This window comes from Burkholderia sp. R-40 (genome assembly GCF_049942845.1).
GTDB lineage: Bacteria > Pseudomonadota > Gammaproteobacteria > Burkholderiales > Burkholderiaceae > Burkholderia > Burkholderia ambifaria.
In genome coordinates this window covers 822935-839996 of sequence record NZ_CP187967.1, presented here as the reverse complement: position 1 = coordinate 839996, position 17062 = coordinate 822935, and the positions used below count along the sequence as shown (strand labels likewise).

Sequence of the window (17062 nt, the reverse complement as noted above, 5' to 3'; positions counted from 1 at the left end):
AACGGCCGCGACACCGTGTCGCGCCGCCCCGATAGCGAGCCACGGCGCGGCGATCGAACCCACCGCCGAATCCGGCCGAACACGCATGACGCGCGGCAGCCCGGCCTCGCGCCGCAACGTTCGTTGCGCACGCAACCCCACCCGATCCTGATGGCCTTCATGGACCTTTCAAGGGCCGCGGTGTAGCATCGCGCCCGATGAAAGCCATTCTCAATCGTGATTTCCTCGCGCTGATCCTGAGCGTCGCGGTGGTCGGTCTCGGCACCGGTGCCACGCTGCCGCTCACCGCACTCGCACTGACCGAAGCCGGACACGGCACCAACGTCGTCGGCATGCTGACCGCCGCGCAGGCGCTCGGCGGCCTCGCGATCGTCCCGTTCGTCACCGCGCTCGCGCGGCGCATCGGCGCGCGCCGTGCCATCGTCGTGTCGGTCGTGCTGCTCGCCGCGGCCACCGTGCTGATGCAGTTCACGTCGAACCTGATCCTGTGGGGCGTGCTGCGCGTGCTGTGCGGCGCGGCGCTGATGCTGCTGTTCACGATCGGCGAAGCGTGGGTCAACCAGCTCGCCGACGATTCGACACGCGGCCGCGTGGTCGCGATCTACGCGACCAACTTCACGCTGTTCCAGATGGCGGGGCCCGTGCTCGTCAGCCAGATCGCCGGCGCGACCGGCATCCGCTTCGCGCTGTGCGGCGCGCTGTTCCTGCTCGCGCTGCCGACGCTCGCGACCATCCGGCGCGCGCCCCTCGCCGGCGACGATGCGCATCACGCAGCGCACGACAGCTGGCTCGCCGTGCTGCCGCGCATGCCCGCGCTGATCATCGGCACCGGCTTCTTCGCGCTGTTCGATACGCTCGCGCTGTCGCTGCTGCCGCTCTACGCGATGGATCACGGCGTCGCGAGCGCGACCGCCGTGCTGCTCGCGTCGATCATGCTGTTCGGCGACACCGCGATGCAATTCCCGATCGGCTGGCTCGCGGACAAGCTCGGCCGCGAACGCGTGCACCTCGGCGCCGGCTGGATCGTGCTCGCGGGCCTGCCGCTGCTGCCGTTCGTGATCGCGAATCCGTGGCTGTGCTGGCCGCTGCTGTTCGTGCTCGGCGCGGCGGCCGGCAGCATCTACACGCTGTCGCTCGTCGCGTGCGGCGAACGCTTCCGCGGCGCGGCGCTCGTCACCGCGAGCTCGCTCGTGTCGGCGTCGTGGAGCGCCGCGAGCTTCGGCGGCCCGCTGGTTGCGGGCGCATTGATGGAGCAACTGGGCAGCAACGCGCTGGTCGGCGTGCTGGTCGCGTGCGTCGCCGCATTCGTCGCGGCCGCGCTGTGGGAACGACGCGCCGCGTTGCAACGCGCAGTCTGACGCCGATACGGACGCTGTCGCTGTCGCGCGGCGTTCACACCGGTGCATGAGAGCGCATCCGCACCGCCCCCCGCCGCCCCAACGAAAACGGCCCGCGCAATGCGGGCCGCCCTGTCCTTGCGGATCACACGGGACGTGTCACGCGCTCCGCGCGGGCAGAATCTTGCCGGCGCACACGCCGAACCCGACGCGATAACCGTCGCCCTGGCACCAGCCCGCGAGCGTGAGCTCATCGCCGTCCTCGATGAACGTGCGGCTGCCGCCGCCGTTCAGCGCGAGCGGCTCCTTGCCGTTCCACGTCAGTTCGAGCAGGCTGCCGAACGAATCCTTCGTCGGCCCGCTGATCGTCCCCGAACCCATCAGGTCGCCGACGCGCGTGTTGCAGCCCGCGACCGTGTGATGCGCGAGCTGCTGCGCCATCGTCCAGTACATGTACTTGAAGTTGGTGCGGCAGATCGACGTCGCTTCGGCCGCCCCTTGCGCGCGCAGCGTCACTTCGAGCGCGATGTCGAACGCATGCTTGCCCGCGTGGCGCAGATACGCGAGCGGCTGCGGCGACTGCTCGGGCTGCGCGACGCGGAACGGTTCGAGCGCGTCGAGCGTGACGATCCACGGCGAGATCGTCGTCGCGAAGCCCTTCGAATTGAACGGGCCGAGCGGCACGTATTCCCACTGCTGGATGTCGCGCGCGCTCCAGTCGTTGAGCAGCACCATCCCGAAGATATGCGCTTCGGCGTCCTCGCACGCGATCGGTTCGCCGAGCGCGTTGCCGCGGCCGACGATGAAGCCCGTCTCCAGTTCGAGGTCGAGCTTGCGGCACGCGCCGAACACCGGACGCTCCGCGTCGGGCAGCTTCAGTTGCCCGCTCGGGCGCCGCACCGGCGTGCCGCTCACGACCACCGACGACGCGCGGCCGTTGTAACCGATCGGCATCTCCAACCAGTTCGGCATCAGCGCATTCTTCGGATCACGGAACATCGAGCCGACGTTGGTCGCATGCTCCTTCGACGAATAGAAATCGGTGTAGCCGGGAATGTCGACCGGCAGATGCAGCGTCGCGTCGCGCTGCGCGACGAGCACCTGCGCGCGCAGTGCGGCGTCATCGCGCAGCCGCGCGTCGTCGCGCGAGAACAGCTGCGACAGCTGCACGCGCACGCTGCGCCATGCATCGCGGCCGAGCGCGATGAACGGGTTGAGCGTCGGCGCGGCGAACACGTCGGCGCCGGCCGGCAGCGTCACGAGGCCCGCCCGCGCGAGCGCGGCGAGGTCGACGATCTGGTCGCCGAGCGCGACGCCCGCGCGGCGCGCCGCCTGCTTCGCATCGCTGAAGATCCCGAACGGCAGGTTCTGGATCGGGAAATCGCAGGCGGGATTGTTCGCCGTCTCGACCCAGCTCTTGCGAGCCGGGTCGAGTGTCGCGCGCCAGTCTTGGGGTTCGCTCATCGTTGCTCCGGATTGAAGTGTTTCCTGATGCCTTGCCAGCATTCGAAGTAGTCGGCCTGCAGCTGCGCGGTGTCGAGCGCGTAGCGCGTCGGACGGATCAGCGTGCGGGTTTCGAACATGAACGCCATCGTCGCGTCGACCTTGTGCGGCTTCGTCGTGTCGCCCGCCGACGCCTTCTCGAACGTGTCCGCGTCGGGCCCGTGACCCGACATGCAGTTGTGCAGGCTCGCGCCGCCCGGCACGAAACCCTCGGCCTTCGCGTCGTACGCGCCGTGCACGAGCCCCATGAACTCGCTCGCGACATTGCGATGGAACCACGGCGGGCGGAACGTATCCTCGGCCGCGAGCCAGCGCGGCGGGAAGATCACGAAGTCGATCGCGTCGACGCCCGGCGTGTCGCTCTGCGACTGCAGCACGAGGAAGATCGACGGATCCGGATGGTCGAAGCTGATCGAGCCGATCGTGTTGAACAGGCGCAGGTCGTATTTGTACGGCGCGTAGTTGCCGTGCCACGCGACGACGTCGAACGGCGAATGGCCGATGTCCGCGCGCCAGAGGCGCCCGTTCAGCTTCGCGACCAGCTCGAACGCGCCTTCGCGATCCTCGTATGCGGCCTGCGGCGTCAGGAAATCGCGCGGGTTCGCGAGCCCGTTCGAGCCGATCGGGCCGAGGTCCGGCAGGCGCAGCAGCGCGCCGAAGTTCTCGCAGATGTAGCCGCGCGCGTCGCCGTCCGGCAGCGCGACGGAAAACCGCACGCCGCGCGGGATCACCGCGATCTCGAACGGCTCGACGTCGAGCCGGCCGAATTCCGTCGCGATGAAGAGCCGCCCCTGCTGCGGCACGATCAGCAGTTCGCCGTCGGCGCTGTAGAAGAAACGGTCCTGCATCGAGCGGTTCGCCGCATACAGGTGGATCGCGCAGCCGTTCATCGCGGCCGCCGAGCCGTTGCCGGCCATCGTCACGAGCCCTTCGACGAAATCGGTCGGCTCGACCGGCATCGGCAGCGGATCCCAGCGGAGCTGGTTCGGCGGCGTCGGCGGCACGTCGGCGGAGTCGCCGAATTCCGACACGAGCCGCTGCGGGCCCGTGAACGGCTCGAACGGCCGGTGCACGGCCGCCGGCCGGATCCGGTACAGCCACGAGCGGCGGTTGTGGCCGCGCGGCGCGGTAAACGCGGTGCCCGACAACTGCTCCGCATACAAGCCGTACGGCGCGCGCTGCGGCGAATTGCGGCCGTGCGGCAGCGCGCCGGGGAGCGCCTCGGTCGCGAATTCGTTCGCGAATCCGCTCAGGTAGCCGGCGGTTGCCGGTTTCGACAGGTCAAGCGTCATCGTTTCCTTTCTCCATCAATTCATGGCGGCGTTCGGCGCCTGCGCACCGCCGCGCCGCGTTACGCCGGCCAGCCCGAGCACGAACAGCGCCGAGCACAGCACGGGCACCGCGGCCGCGTGGAACAGCGCGTCGTGCGTCCAGTTGAGCGCAATCAGTTGTCCGCCGACGAGCGGCCCGAGCACCGAGCCGATCCGGCCGATGCCGAGGCTCCAGCCGATGCCGGTCGAGCGCAGCGACGTCGGGTAATACTGGCCCGCGAGCGCGTTGACGGCCGGCTGCCCGCCGACCACGCAGAAGCCGCCCGCGAACACGACGATCAGCAGCCACGGCAGCGCATGCGCAACCGAGCCGATCAGGCCGACCGACACGGCCGCGCACGCGAAGCACGCAAACAGCACGCGCACGAAGCCGTGGCGTTCGATGAACCAGCCGAGCGACAGCGTGCCGATCACGCCGCCCGTCTGCAGCACCGTGCCGACGATCACCGCCGTGCCCGGCGAATAGCCCGCGTCGCGCATGACGGTCGGCAGCCAGTTCGACAGGAAGTACAGGTCGATCAGGTTCATGAAGCTGATGGCCCACAGCAGCAGCGTGACCGGCAGCCGGCCATGACGGAACAGCTCGGCGACCGGCGCGCCGCTCGCCGCGCGCTCGCGCACGACCAGACGCGTGTTCGCGTCGATCCCGGCCTGCGGCGCGAAGCGCGCGAGCCAGTCGCGTGCGTGCGCGTCGCGCCCTTTCAGCACCAGGAACTGCAGCGACTCGGGCAGCCGCGCGAGCATCGCGATCGTCAGCACCAGCGGCACCGCGCCGCCGACGAAGAACACCGAGCGCCAGCCGAGCGCCGGAATCAGCGCGGCGCTGATGAAGCCGCCGATCGCGGCGCCGAGCGTGAAGCCGCACGACACGATCATCATCCGCTTCACGCGATGCGCGGCCGGGCTGAACTCGCCGACCAGCGCCATCGCGTTCGGCATGATGCAGCCGAGGCCGAGGCCCGTGACGAAGCGCAGCGCCATCAGCACCGGGATCGAGCCCGCGAACGGCGTCGCGAGCATCGTCACCGCGAAGAACAGCGTCGAGCCGATCAGCACCGGGCGCCGCCCGATCCGGTCGGCGAGCACCGACAGCCCGAGCGCGCCGAGCAGCATCCCGAACAGGCTCGCGCTGAACACCGGACCGAGCGCCTGCTTCGGCACGCCCCATTCGGCGATCACGCTGGGCGCGACATACCCCATCGCCTGCGCATCGAAGCCGTCGATCACGAGGCACAGCCCGCACAGCGCGAGCAGCATCCAGTGAAAGCCCGGGCGATGGGTCTCGTCGATCACGCGCTCGACTTCGAGCACGCGCGCGTCGGCCGGCGCCGCGCTCATTGCGCGACCTCGGCGGCCGGATGCACGGCGGGCGTCACGCCCTGACGCGCGAGCGTCATCGCTTCGCGCAGCACGTCGGCGTCGCCGATGTGGTTCGCGAGCAGCAGGATCAGCTTCGCGTTGACGAGCTGGCTGTCGGCGTCCGACAGGTCGCGATGCATGTCGATCAGCGCTTCGTAGAACGCGTCCGGATCGGCCAGGCGCGGGCGGGTGTCGAGTCGGGGCATGACGGGTGTCTCCGGTGTCGGTGTCGTTGTCTTGTCGGTACGGGGTTCAGCGGGCGCAGGTCGCGCGCGCCAGTGCGTCGGCGATCGCCTGGCGCTCCAGCGTGCGCATCCGCGCGCACACGTGCTGGTCGGGGCGCAGCAGGTAGAACGTGCCGGGCTGCGCGTCGTAGCGTTGCGCGGCGAAACCGTCGACGTCCTCCACGACGTCGACGCCGGCCACCGGTTGCGCATGCCCGGCCGGCACGATGAGCACCGGCCGCACCGGCAGCGCGAGGCCGTCGAGCGCCTGCACGAGCGCGGGTGCGTCGGCCGGCAGCCCGAACAGCACGCCCGCGAAGCCATCGCCCAGATGCTGCAGCAGCCAGCCCGAAGCCCCCTGCGCGCGCACCGGCGCATCGGCCGCCGCGGCACCCGGGCGCATCGCGCACGCGAACGCGTCGCCGTTGCGGTCCGGCGTGTTCAGCGGCGAATCGGCCAGCACGGCCGGCACCGACAGGCGGCCGCTGTTCACGAGCTTGCGCGCGAATTCGCAGTCGCGTGCGAGCTTCAGCGTCGCGTCACGGAACACGCGCGACACCGCGCTCTTCGGCGTGATGAAGTCGGTCGAGCGCGTCGAATTGCGGATGTTCTCGTCGGCCGCGAACTCGCGCTCGCTCGCATAGGTGTCGAGCAGGCGATCGTCCGCGCGGCCGTCGAGCACGAGCTTCAGCTTCCACGCGAGGTTGTCCGCGTCCTGCACGCCGCTGTTCGCGCCGCGCGCGCCGAACGGCGACACGCCGTGCGCGGAATCGCCCGCGAACAGCACGCGGCCGTGCCGGAACGTATCCATCCGCTGACAGCGGAACGTATAGACGCTCACCCATTCGAGCTCGAACTCGACGTCCGCCCCGAGCAGCGCACGCACGCGCGGAATCACGCGCTCCGGCTGCTTCTCGGCGACCGGATCGGCGTCCCAGCCGAGCTGGAAGTCGATGCGCCACACGTTGTCAGGCTGGCGGTGCAGCAGCACCGACTGGTTGCGGTGAAACGGCGGATCGAACCAGAACCAGCGCTCCGTCGGGAATTCCGCCTTCATCTTCACGTCGGCGATCAGGAAGCGGTCCTTGAACGTGCGGCCGCGGCTTTCGAGGCCCATCGCCGCGCGCATCGGGCTGCGCGAGCCGTCGGCCGCGATCACGTACCGCGCGTGCAGCGTCTCGATGCCTTCCGGCGTCTCGACCGTCAGCGCCGCGTGCTCCGCCGACTGCGCGACGCCCGTCACCTTGTGCTTCCAGCGAATCTCCAGGTTCGGCAGTTCGAACGCGCGCTCGGCCAGATAGCCTTCGACGTAGTACTGCTGCAGGTTGATGAACGCGGGGCGCGCATGCCCTTCCTCGGGCAGCAGGTCGAACGCGTACAGCTGCTCGTCCTGCAGGAACACCTTGCCGACGTGCCAGCTCACGCCCTTCTCGACGAAGCGCTCGCCGCAGCCGAGCCGGTCGAAGATCTCGAGCGTGCGCTTCGCGAAGCAGATCGCGCGCGAGCCCGTCGACAGCGTGTCGTCGTCGTCGAGCAGCACGACCGGCACGCCCTGCTGCGCCAGGTCGATCGCGGCCGACAGGCCCACCGGGCCCGCGCCGACGACGATCACCGGGTGGATGACCGCGTCATCGCCGGCGGCGCGCACCGCGCGCGGCCGGTACTCGAACTTCAGCGTCTGGTAATCGATGCTCATGGTCGCCATCCGCTCGTCAACCCTGCCGCGCGCACGCCCGCGCGTGCCGCGTCGTTGCGCCCATGTCCTTTGCCTGTCGCCGCCGCTGCCGCGGCCCGCGCTGCTGCGCCCACTTGCTGTCAACCGCCACGTCTCGCTCCTTGCTGCCTGTTGATTCGATTCCGGAAACGGCGCCGTTGCCGGCGCCCGAACGCCGCTTTTCTTGATCGGCGACAAATCCTTGGATTTACGAATAGTAAAACCAATTACGAATAGTGAAATCAACGTAAACCCTAGCCATCGACCCGGGGACGGGATAACGATATGAGCGAAACGCCAAGCCGAGCCGGGCGCGCACTGCTAATATCAAGACATGAGGCGGCCCGTTCGGCCGCCATTTTTCCTTCCTACGCCGATGATTCCGCCCAACATTCCCGAGCTGGTCGTCCGTGCCGGGCAACTACCGTATCTGCGGGAACACCTTGCGCTCGCCGAGGGCGGCACCGCGTGCGCGAATCTGCCGGAGCGCACGCTCGCGAGCGCCTACGAACCCATCTACGACGTGACGATGCCCGGCGCACCGCAGTCGACATCGTTCACGGATGCGATCGAGCGCTACGGCGACGAGCTCGGCTTCCAGGCCGTCACGCTGGTCACGGGCGCCCCGCACGACCCGGTCGATTCGGCCGTCGACGACCAGGCGCTCGTGGCCATCGACCGGCTGTCGCGCGCGCTGCACGCGATCAACTTCTTCGGCGCGCAACGCCACGGGCTGCTGTTCCTGCGCGTGCACGAGCGGCTGCTCAAGAGCGTGAAGTACGACCACGGCAAGCATTTCTCGTCGGTGCTGCAGCGCTTCGGGCTACCGACGGAGCGGATCGTGATCGAGCTGCCTGCGGTCGCGGTCGCGCACAAGACCTTCCTCGGCTACCTGACGCGCAGCTACCAGCATCACGGCTTCAAGGTCGCGGACAAGCTGCCCGACCCGGGCCGGATCCTCGCGGTCGAATCGGACATGGCGCGGCCGGACTACATCAAGATGGATGCGGGCATCGCGCTGCGCGACGGGATGGTGAAGGCGCTGGTCGCGTATGCGCAGCGCGTGCGGATTCCGCTGATTTTCGATGGTGTCGTCGACGAGACGCAGTGCGAACTGCTGCGCCAGCACGACGTGCGGTTCATGCAGGGGCCGGTGTTCGCGAAGGTCGTCACGGCCTGAAGCGGGCGGGCGACGGGGCCGCGCCGGATGGCGCATCTCGATGACGTATTGCTGCGGAATCGCGGGCAACGGGCATCGTCGCGCGCTGGCTGACGGTTTCGTGTCCGTTCAGACGGAAAGGTCGGACGCGCTTGCGCGCGGGATGCGATGCCGGCGATCGATGCCGACAGCCGCCTACGCCCTTCCACCGTCATCGTACTTGGGCAGATCGTCGCCGATTTCGACGCCCGGGAAACGATCCCCGTACCACACGTGCCACGCGGACCGCAGCCGCGACGGCTCGTCGAGCGTCGCACTGTTGATTTCCACGGTCGTCGGTGCATCGGCCAGCCGGTACTCGAGCTGCGCGCCGCAGCGGCCGCAAAAGCGCCGCTCGCCCCACGCGCTCGACGCATAGACCGTCGGCTCGCCCTGCAGGTATTCGAACGCGTCGATCGGCACCGATGCCGACGCGACGACCGCCGCGCCCGTCGTGCGCTGGCAGAGCCGGCAATGGCAGAAACCGGCGTCGGCCGGCATCCCGGCGATCCGGTAGCGGATCGCCCCGCACGCGCAACCGCCTTCCATCGTTTCGGGGTGTGGCATCGCGAACCTCGTCGTCGTCGGGAACCAGGCGAACGATGATGAGCGCGGTTCGCACGCGGTGCAACCGGCGGCTGCGCGCTTCCCCGTTCCGCAGAACCCGGCGACGCGCGAGTTCGCGGCACCCGACTCAGACCGTCTGCCCGAGCCGCTGCGCGAGCGCCTTCAGCTTCGGCCCGACCTGCGTGCGGAACACGTGCTCGTCCATCGACGATGCGGGCCCGCTGCAGCTGAGGATCAGCCAGCGCCCCTCGCGCGGCTCGCGAAACGGCACGGCCGCCGCGTTCACATCCATGTGCCACGCGCGAAACGAATAGCAGCATCCGCCCTCGGAGAATTCGGCCACCGCAAGCTGCGCGGCCGCGACGAGCGCATCCGCGTCGGCCGCGCCGCCGGCCGCCCGGTGCAGGTCCGCATAGAGCGCGCGGCGCACGTCCTCCGGTTGCACGGCGAGGTACGCGCGGCCCATCGAGCTCGTCAGCATCGACAGCCGCGAGCCGGGCGCGAGCCCGAGCGTCAGCGCGGTTTCGCTGCGGATCGTCTCCAGGTAGATCATGTCGAGCCCGTCGCGGCAGCCGAGCGACACGGCCGCGCCGATTTCGCGCGCGAGCGCCTGCATGTGCGGCCGCGCGAGATCGATCGTCCCCGAGCCGGACAGCAGCGCGTAGCCGAGCGACAGCACGCCGGCGTCGAGCGCATACTTTCCGAGCGTTTCGTCATAGCGCAGGTAGCCGAGCACGGTCAGCGTGTACGCGAGCCGGTTCACCGTCGCCTTCGGCAGCCCGGTGCGCTCCGCGAAGTCGCGATTGCCGAGCATCGTCTCGCCGGGCCGGAACGCGCGCAGCAGGTCGAGCCCGCGCGCGAGCGCAACGACGAACTTGCGCTCGTCGATCGTGGTTTCGTCGATGGTTGAAAGTGTCATCTGATGCTACACTGGGTTCGTTTTGCAAAACATTGTTCCGCACAGCGGAACTCTAGTCAAGCGAACTTTAGACATCGGGCAAGGCGGCGAAGCGCCAACCCGGGACGACCGCAAGCATGGAATCAGGCAAGCGCTGAATCTGCCGACTCTGACCGACCGCGAAGCATCGGGCAGAGCAAGCGGCGAAGCGCCCCGACAGGAGATGACACGATGAGCGCTGCAACTTTTCATTGGGACGATCCGCTGCTGCTCGACCAGCAACTGACCGAAGAGGAGCGGATGGTGCGCGATGCCGCGCACGCGTACGCGCAGGACAAGCTCGCGCCGCGCGTCACCGAGGCGTTCCGGCATGAGCGCACCGACATCGAGATCTTCCGCGAAATGGGTGAAGTCGGGCTGCTCGGCCCGACGATTCCGGAGGAATACGGCGGCCCGGGCCTCAATTACGTCAGCTACGGCCTGATCGCGCGCGAAGTCGAGCGCGTCGACTCCGGCTACCGCTCGATGATGTCCGTGCAGTCGTCGCTCGTGATGGTGCCGATCTTCGAATTCGGCTCGGACGCGCAGAAGCAGAAATACCTGCCGAAGCTCGCGACCGGCGAATGGATCGGCTGCTTCGGGCTGACCGAGCCGAACCACGGCTCCGATCCGGGCGGCATGGTCACGCGCGCGAAGAAGGTACCCGGCGGCTATTCGCTGTCCGGCGCGAAGATGTGGATCACCAACTCCCCGATCGCCGACGTGTTCGTCGTGTGGGCGAAGCTGGAAGAAAACGGCAAGGACGCGATCCGCGGCTTCATCCTCGAGAAGGGCTGGAAGGGTTTGTCGGCGCCGGCGATCCACGGCAAGGTCGGGCTGCGCGCGTCGATCACCGGCGAGATCGTGCTCGACGAAGTGTTCGTGCCCGAAGAGAACCTGCTGCCGAACGTCAGCGGCCTGCGCGGGCCGTTCACGTGCCTGAACTCGGCACGCTACGGGATCGCGTGGGGCGCGCTCGGCGCGGCCGAATCCTGCTGGCACACCGCACGCCAGTACGTGCTCGACCGCCAGCAGTTCGGCCGGCCGCTCGCCGCGAACCAGCTGATCCAGAAGAAGCTCGCCGACATGCAGACCGAAATCACGCTCGGCCTGCAGGGCGTGCTGCGTCTCGGCCGGATGAAGGACGAAGGCACGGCGGCCGTCGAGATCACGTCGATCATGAAGCGCAACTCGTGCGGCAAGTCGCTCGACATCGCGCGGCTCGCGCGCGACATGCTCGGCGGCAACGGCATCTCGGACGAATTCGGCGTCGCGCGCCACCTCGTGAACCTCGAGGTGGTCAACACGTACGAAGGCACGCACGACATCCACGCGCTGATACTCGGCCGCGCGCAGACGGGCATCCAGGCATTCTTCTGATCAATCTCGCGGAGCTCGCGGCGCCCGGGCGCCGCGTGCGCTGAAATGACACGGCCCGCCCGGCATCGCTGCCGGGCGGGCCGTTTTCATCGGTGCGCGCGTGCGTCACGCGCGCCCGAGGCGTCAGCCGATGCTTACTTGTTCGGCTGCGGCGTGAGGCGCAGGTATGGACGCACTGCGTTGAAGCCCTTCGGGAAGCGTTTCTTCAGTTCTTCCGGATCCTGCAGCGACGGCACGATCACGACGTCGTCGCCGTCCTTCCAGTTGCCGGGCGTCGCGACTTTGTAATTATCGGTCAGTTGCAGCGAATCGATCACGCGCAGCACTTCGTCGAAGTTGCGCCCGGTGCTGGCCGGATAGGTGATGATGAGCCGCACCTTCTTGTTCGGGTCGATCACGAACAGCGAGCGTACCGTCAGCGTTTCGTTCGCGTTCGGATGGATCATGTCGTACAGTTGCGAGACCTTGCGGTCCGAGTCGGCAATGATCGGGAAACCGACGACCGTCGACTGCGTTTCGTTGATGTCGTTGATCCAGCCTTTGTGCGATTCGACGTCGTCGACCGACAGCGCGATCACCTTCACGTTGCGTTTCTCGAATTCGCCCTTCAGCTTCGAGGTCAACCCGAGCTCAGTCGTGCACACCGGCGTGTAGTCGGCCGGGTGCGAGAACAGGACGCCCCAGCTGTTGCCGAGCCACTCATGAAACTTGATCGGGCCCAGGCTCGTTTCCTGCTCGAAATCCGGTGCGATGTCACCAAGACGCAGACTCATGATGTTGCCTCCTCGAACGATGCTGGTTGAAACCGCGCGCTGGATGGCGCGGGACAGTCCATCAGCTTACGGGAAGCAATGGGCCGTGCGAACGATTATTCCGTTTGATATTCATACTTTTTTGTCATTTTTACCCTGCGTCGAAGCAGGCCTGACGGCGGCGATAGAACTTTTTGCACGGTTTGCGGCTCTGTTGAAGATTACGAGTCGTTTAACATGCGGTATCGCACCACCGCCGTGTGTTCCCGGCTCGCCAGCAGGCAGGGGTTTCGTTACGATGTGAACCTGCAGCATGACAGCATGAAGGGAGTTGCAATGTCGGAAATCAACAAGGAGAAACTGATGTCGGATATCAAAACCGTTCTCGCGGACGCCGAGGATCTGCTCAAGCAAGCTGCGAGCAGCACGGGCGACCGTGCGGCCGAACTGCGCGAGAAAGCCATGTCGCGTCTGAAGCAGGCCAAGGAAAAGGCAACCGACGTTCAGGTCGTGGTGGTCGAGAAGGGCAAGAAGGCGGCCCGCGCGACCGACGATTACGTGCATGAGCATCCGTGGACCTCGATCGGTGTCGCCGCCGGCGTGGGCGTGCTGATCGGTCTGCTGATCAACCGCAAGTAACGCGCTCAGCGCCGTTCCGACCCATGTGCCGCACGGTGCGGCGCATGGGTGCCGAAGCTGCCGGTGGTTCGCCACCGGCCGGCTTTGACCTAGCCGCTTACTGCGCGCGCAAGCGCCTTATCCATGACGACAGACACTCACCCGCAGCCGTCCGGCCAGGGACCGCTGCGCCGCCTCGTCGGCTCAGCGATCGGCCTGCTGCAAACGCGCCTCGAACTGGTCGGCATCGAACTCGCCGAGGAAAAGGAACGCCTGATGGGCGTGCTGTTCCTCGGGCTCGCGGCCATGATGCTCGCGACGATGGCGCTGATCAGCCTGACCGTGCTCGTCGCGATCGCGTTCTGGGACACCTATCGCTGGCAGTCGCTCGCGGGCATTACCGCGCTGTACACGATCGCCGCCCTCGCGTGTGGGCTGAAGGCGCGCTCGGGCCTGCGCGAAGCGCCGACCGTGTTCGAGTCCACGCTCGCCGAGCTCGAGAAAGACCGCGAGATTTTCCGCGGCAAGTCGTGAACGCAGTCGTGTTCGCCCCTCTCACCTACTTCGCCGACGCGCCATGAGCCAGAACGTCACGGGCCATTCCCCCCGCCCCCATTCGTCGCGATCGCACTGGAGCGCGTCGCAGCACCGTGCGCTGCGCAAGGAACTGCTGATCCTGCGCTCCGAGGTCGAGCGGCTCGAGCTTGCCGAAGCCGCCGCCGACGTGCGCCACGCCGTCACGCGCTTCAGCTGGCTCAAGATGTTCATTCCCGGCCTGTCGGGCGGCACGTTCGGCCAGTCCGCCAAGAACCTGAACGCGAGCCTCGGTCACCTCGTGAACCAGTATCCGATGTTGAGTTCGCTCGCATCGCTCGTGCTGGCCAAACCCATCCGCTCGCTTCTGCGCGCGAGCGCGGGCCCCGCGCTGAAGTGGGGCACCGTCGGCTTCGCCGCGTGGGAGGTCTACCGGATCTGGAAGCAGTCGCGCGACGAGCGCGCAACAGCTGTCAACGACGACTGATTCGTAACGACAAACGCGCACGGCCCTGGGCCGTTGCGCGTTTTCCGCGCGCCTTCCAGCGGTTGCCGCGGCGGCAGCAGCAGCCAGACGGCGACGGCGGCGGCGGCGGCGGTGTGATCAACGCACGCCCCAGCATGTGCGCGCCTGCGCATCGGCCTCGCCGTCAATCGATCCCGCATTGCCTTTCGTCCCGTCCGAACGCAGCGTGAATGCGCCGCACGCGTCGTCGCGCATCGGGCCCGCATCGAGCGGGCTCGCGACGAGTTCATAGACGACCGCTGCATCGTCGCCGACCGATCGCCGCAGCGCGACGCGATAGACCGCCGCCCCGTCCGGCGGCGCCTGCGCATAGGCGTCCGGCAAACTCTGCGGCGGTGGGCCATCAAGCATTTCGAGATATTGAGCCGCACGGTACAGCGCGGCCACCGCGGATGCGCGATGCATGCGCGCGACATGCTCGCGATACGACGGAATACCCCACCCGGCGAGTACGGCGACGATCGCGAGCACGATCATCAGTTCGAGCAACGTGAACGCCGCCGCTCGACGCTTCAGCGCAGGCCCTTTCATCGATGCACCGCCGCGACGCGACGCCAGCGCTGCGCAACGATGCGTCCGTCGCGCAGCGCGACCTGGCTCTGCAGCCAGACCACGCTCGACGCATGGCCGCCGACGCCGCGCGCGGTGACGAGGTACGCACGACTATGTTGCGGACCGACGCCTCGCCAGGCTTCGATCAGGCAACGCGACGGCTGCGCGGCCATCGGCCAGGACGCGAACGGGGCGAACGCTTCGGCGGCACCCAGCGCGGGCGTGCGTCGCCATGCATCCGGCTCGGCGGATGATGCGGGTTCGTCCAGGTACGGCGCCCCGCCGTGCAGCAATCGCGCGGTGCAGGCCGCCAATGCCGCATCGGCCGCGTGGAATGCAATCAGCCGGTCGGACAACGCACGCGTGCGGCGCGATTCCGTGAGTGCGGATTCGAACCACGTGCCGGTCAGCGCGGCGACCGCCGCACCGACCGCGATCACGGCAGGCAGCGCGAGGCCCGCGTCGCGACGCCAGCTTCGAGTCGCGGACGGAACGCGGGCTCGCGTCGCTCCGCCGCTCAACATGGCGCCTCCGCCGCGAGCTGCATGTCGCAGGGTGCCAGGGCGTGCCTTCGCGCACGTCCAGCCGCGATTCGCATCGCAAGGTCACCGATGAACCCGTTTGCGTGAATCATCGCAACGCCTCGTGGGCCGTTGCCGCGTCACGAACAGGATCGGCGAATGCGTCCGCGGAATTCCGCACCGCGACGATTCGATGCAGCACCAGATGCGCGCGACCCTCCGGCGCAACCACCGTGCGGCCGTCGCAATCGACATGACGCGCGGCCTCGGGCATCGGTTCGCCACGCGCCCGCACGCACACCTGCACGGCGACGACATCGCGCCAGCCGTCAGCGCCCATCGCCTGCGCGTCGATGAACTGCGCGCCGTCGCGACGCAGGTAACGCACGCGCAGCTGGTCGATCCCGGACACGACGGGTTGCGGCGTGCCCGGACGCCCGCTTCCCTCGCAGTACAGTTCGGGCTCGCCCGTCGACGGGCTGACATGTGCGTCGAAACGGTTTTCCACGAGTGGCCGCTCACCCGGGGCGCCGACACCCTGACCGAGACAATCCGACACCTGTGCGCTGCTGGTCGGCCACGTCGATACGGGATCGCCGACATACCGGACCAGCACCGCATCCGACGCCGCGCGCACGGGTTCGCAGCGCACCTGCGCGCCATCGCCTCGCACGCGGCCCGCTGAACAGCCGAACAGCCGAACAGCGGCGGCAACGACGACGCGCCTTCGACATCGAGCGGCCGAAACCCGGCCATCTGGATCTGCTGGCCGATCAGCATCAGTGCGGTCGCGGCCGCATCGCGCATCCGGAATCCGTCTTCCGCCCGCCGCTGCGCGACGCGCTGCGCGTGATACAGCGCACCGGCGGCGGCAAGCACAAGCAGACCGACGATCATCGCGATCAGCACTTCAAGCAGCGTATGCGCACGGCAGCGCCGATCAGCGTTCAACGGCATCGACCTCGACCTCCCGAAACGGAATCCGCACACACGACGGCGGCTTCACCGTTGCCCCCGCGCCTTCGCATCGCGTCGATACCGCCGCGCCCGCACCGTGCCAGCCGACAATCATGTAGCGGACACCGCCCGGCCCATGGTCGAGCGTCATCGCACCGCCCGGCAACGATGCGGCCGCGAGCGCCGCGATGCCGTCGTCGGCGCCTGCCGCTGCGTGCCGGCGCTCGATACGTGCATCGGCGAGCCACAGCGCGCGTTCACGCCAGATCGTCGCCCGCTGCGCGCGCGTCATCGCAAGCTGGCTGCCGGCCACGGCCAGCATCACGACCGCGAGCAGCGCGACGGCCAGCACCGCTTCGAGCAGCGACGTGCCGCGCATCGACCGGCGCACGCGCTTCATGCCGCCTCGCAACGCCCGGCGGCGACGCGCGCCCGGCCGCCCGCCGCGATCCGGATACAACGCGACACGCGTGCGTCGTCGCCGGACAGCATGCGCTGCGGACGCAATTCGAAGCGCCGGATCCCGCCGATCACCTGCCCGGCCGGCGGCGCGAACGCCAGATCGTGCGCGATGCCCGCGACGGCGATGTCGGCATCGCGCGGATAACGCCGCAGCACGCGCGACTGTCCGTCGAACTGCCCGCTGACAATCCAGCCGCACGACCATTCCGCGGGGTCGCAGCGCTCGCCGGAGCGCATGCAGTCGCCGTCGCGCCCGGCTCGGCACAGCGTGACGCGCACGCCGAGACGCGTCGCCTCGGTGCGTGCGAACGACAGCGCACCGACTAGCGCGCGCGAGCGCGCATCCACCCGTTCGCGCATGTGCCATTGATTGAATGCGGGTGCTGCGAACAGTCCGATCGACGCGGCCAGCGCGATCGCGACCATCAGCTCGACGAGCGTGAAGCCGCCGCAGCAGCGCATGCTTTTTTCGACGACCTGCCGGTGCAGTTCCATCGCCATCGCCCTCCGTCAACGTGATGCGACGACTGTAGCGACGCGAGCGGACGCGCGCCATTGGCCGAACGGCCGACTGGCGACATGCGATCGCG

Annotated in this window: 18 protein-coding genes and 1 pseudogene; 6 read left to right on the top strand and 13 right to left on the bottom strand. The window is 68.4% G+C overall.

Annotated elements, in window-relative coordinates; translation table 11 throughout:
• The first annotated feature begins 197 nt into the window (after nucleotides 1–197).
• Nucleotides 198–1358, top strand: coding sequence for an MFS transporter (locus tag ACP26O_RS03805; RefSeq protein WP_175664166.1), 1161 nt, complete (start codon nucleotides 198–200; stop codon nucleotides 1356–1358).
• A 138-nt stretch (nucleotides 1359–1496) separates the two neighbouring features.
• Here the strand turns inward: ACP26O_RS03805 and fahA are convergent, their stop codons facing one another.
• From fahA to ACP26O_RS03780, 5 genes are read right to left on the bottom strand one after another with little or no spacing between them, the layout of a single operon-like run.
• Nucleotides 1497–2801 (bottom strand): fumarylacetoacetase, encoded by a 1305-nt coding sequence (gene fahA / locus ACP26O_RS03800; protein ID WP_175664167.1) that lies wholly within the window; start codon nucleotides 2799–2801, stop codon nucleotides 1497–1499.
• On the bottom strand, nucleotides 2798–4132 hold the full coding sequence (gene hmgA, locus ACP26O_RS03795) for a homogentisate 1,2-dioxygenase (protein WP_175664168.1): 1335 nt from the start codon (nucleotides 4130–4132) through the stop codon (nucleotides 2798–2800). The genes fahA and hmgA overlap by 4 nt, the downstream gene beginning before the upstream one ends.
• Before the next feature lie 15 nt (nucleotides 4133–4147).
• On the bottom strand, nucleotides 4148–5509 hold the full coding sequence (locus tag ACP26O_RS03790; protein WP_165750957.1) for an MFS transporter: 1362 nt from the start codon (nucleotides 5507–5509) through the stop codon (nucleotides 4148–4150).
• Nucleotides 5506–5736, bottom strand: coding sequence for a DUF2783 domain-containing protein (locus ACP26O_RS03785; RefSeq protein WP_175664169.1), 231 nt, complete (start codon nucleotides 5734–5736; stop codon nucleotides 5506–5508). The genes ACP26O_RS03790 and ACP26O_RS03785 overlap by 4 nt, the downstream gene beginning before the upstream one ends.
• Before the next feature lie 46 nt (nucleotides 5737–5782).
• The gene (locus ACP26O_RS03780) at nucleotides 5783–7459 is read right to left on the bottom strand and encodes an FAD-dependent oxidoreductase (protein WP_175664170.1); all 1677 of its coding nucleotides are present in this window, start codon (nucleotides 7457–7459) and stop codon (nucleotides 5783–5785) included.
• A gap of 385 nt (nucleotides 7460–7844) precedes the next feature.
• On the opposite strand from ACP26O_RS03780, the gene ACP26O_RS03775 reads away from it, so the two are divergent.
• Nucleotides 7845–8648, top strand: a complete 804-nt coding sequence (locus tag ACP26O_RS03775) for an EAL domain-containing protein (protein ID WP_012363186.1) — start codon at nucleotides 7845–7847, stop codon at nucleotides 8646–8648.
• A 174-nt stretch (nucleotides 8649–8822) separates the two neighbouring features.
• Here the strand turns inward: ACP26O_RS03775 and ACP26O_RS03770 are convergent, their stop codons facing one another.
• Both ACP26O_RS03770 and ACP26O_RS03765 read right to left on the bottom strand, forming a co-directional pair.
• Nucleotides 8823–9233 (bottom strand): GFA family protein, encoded by a 411-nt coding sequence (locus ACP26O_RS03770; protein WP_175664171.1) that lies wholly within the window; start codon nucleotides 9231–9233, stop codon nucleotides 8823–8825.
• A 127-nt stretch (nucleotides 9234–9360) separates the two neighbouring features.
• A complete protein-coding gene (locus ACP26O_RS03765; protein ID WP_175656178.1) occupies nucleotides 9361–10152 on the bottom strand; it encodes an IclR family transcriptional regulator in 792 nt (263 codons plus the stop codon).
• A 210-nt stretch (nucleotides 10153–10362) separates the two neighbouring features.
• On the opposite strand from ACP26O_RS03765, the gene ACP26O_RS03760 reads away from it, so the two are divergent.
• Nucleotides 10363–11550: an acyl-CoA dehydrogenase gene (locus ACP26O_RS03760; protein WP_175664172.1), complete on the top strand. Its 1188-nt coding sequence runs from the start codon at nucleotides 10363–10365 to the stop codon at nucleotides 11548–11550.
• Nucleotides 11551–11684: 134 nt separating this feature from the next.
• Here ACP26O_RS03760 and ACP26O_RS03755 read toward each other — a convergent pair whose 3' ends face one another.
• Nucleotides 11685–12323: a peroxiredoxin gene (locus ACP26O_RS03755; RefSeq protein ID WP_012363183.1), complete on the bottom strand. Its 639-nt coding sequence runs from the start codon at nucleotides 12321–12323 to the stop codon at nucleotides 11685–11687.
• A 315-nt stretch (nucleotides 12324–12638) separates the two neighbouring features.
• On the opposite strand from ACP26O_RS03755, the gene ACP26O_RS03750 reads away from it, so the two are divergent.
• The 3 genes from ACP26O_RS03750 (at nucleotide 12639) to ACP26O_RS03740 (ending at nucleotide 13941) form a co-directional block, all read left to right on the top strand.
• Entirely contained in the window at nucleotides 12639–12941 is a 303-nt protein-coding gene (locus tag ACP26O_RS03750; RefSeq protein WP_006754606.1) for a DUF883 family protein, read from the top strand.
• Between the two features lie 123 nt (nucleotides 12942–13064).
• Nucleotides 13065–13454: a phage holin family protein gene (locus ACP26O_RS03745; protein ID WP_105832615.1), complete on the top strand. Its 390-nt coding sequence runs from the start codon at nucleotides 13065–13067 to the stop codon at nucleotides 13452–13454.
• Between the two features lie 43 nt (nucleotides 13455–13497).
• Nucleotides 13498–13941: a DUF3318 domain-containing protein gene (locus ACP26O_RS03740; RefSeq protein WP_175664173.1), complete on the top strand. Its 444-nt coding sequence runs from the start codon at nucleotides 13498–13500 to the stop codon at nucleotides 13939–13941.
• Between the two features lie 117 nt (nucleotides 13942–14058).
• On the opposite strand, the gene ACP26O_RS03735 is transcribed toward ACP26O_RS03740, so the two are convergent.
• The 5 genes and pseudogenes from ACP26O_RS03735 to ACP26O_RS03715 all read right to left on the bottom strand — a co-directional run bounded on the left by ACP26O_RS03735 (nucleotide 14059) and on the right by ACP26O_RS03715 (nucleotide 16967).
• Nucleotides 14059–14511, bottom strand: coding sequence for a type IV pilin protein (locus ACP26O_RS03735; RefSeq protein WP_175664174.1), 453 nt, complete (start codon nucleotides 14509–14511; stop codon nucleotides 14059–14061).
• Nucleotides 14508–15056, bottom strand: a complete 549-nt coding sequence (locus ACP26O_RS03730; protein ID WP_175664175.1) for a pilus assembly protein — start codon at nucleotides 15054–15056, stop codon at nucleotides 14508–14510. Before ACP26O_RS03730 ends, ACP26O_RS03735 begins: the two co-directional genes overlap by 4 nt.
• Before the next feature lie 106 nt (nucleotides 15057–15162).
• Nucleotides 15163–16010, bottom strand: a pseudogene (locus ACP26O_RS03725) (PilW family protein).
• Complete coding sequence (locus ACP26O_RS03720) at nucleotides 15994–16410, bottom strand: hypothetical protein (RefSeq protein ID WP_175664177.1); 417 nt, start codon at nucleotides 16408–16410, stop codon at nucleotides 15994–15996. Before ACP26O_RS03720 ends, ACP26O_RS03725 begins: the two are co-directional and overlap by 17 nt.
• Nucleotides 16407–16967, bottom strand: coding sequence for a GspH/FimT family pseudopilin (locus tag ACP26O_RS03715; protein WP_175664194.1), 561 nt, complete (start codon nucleotides 16965–16967; stop codon nucleotides 16407–16409). Before ACP26O_RS03715 ends, ACP26O_RS03720 begins: the two co-directional genes overlap by 4 nt.
• Nucleotides 16968–17062 lie beyond the last annotated feature (95 nt).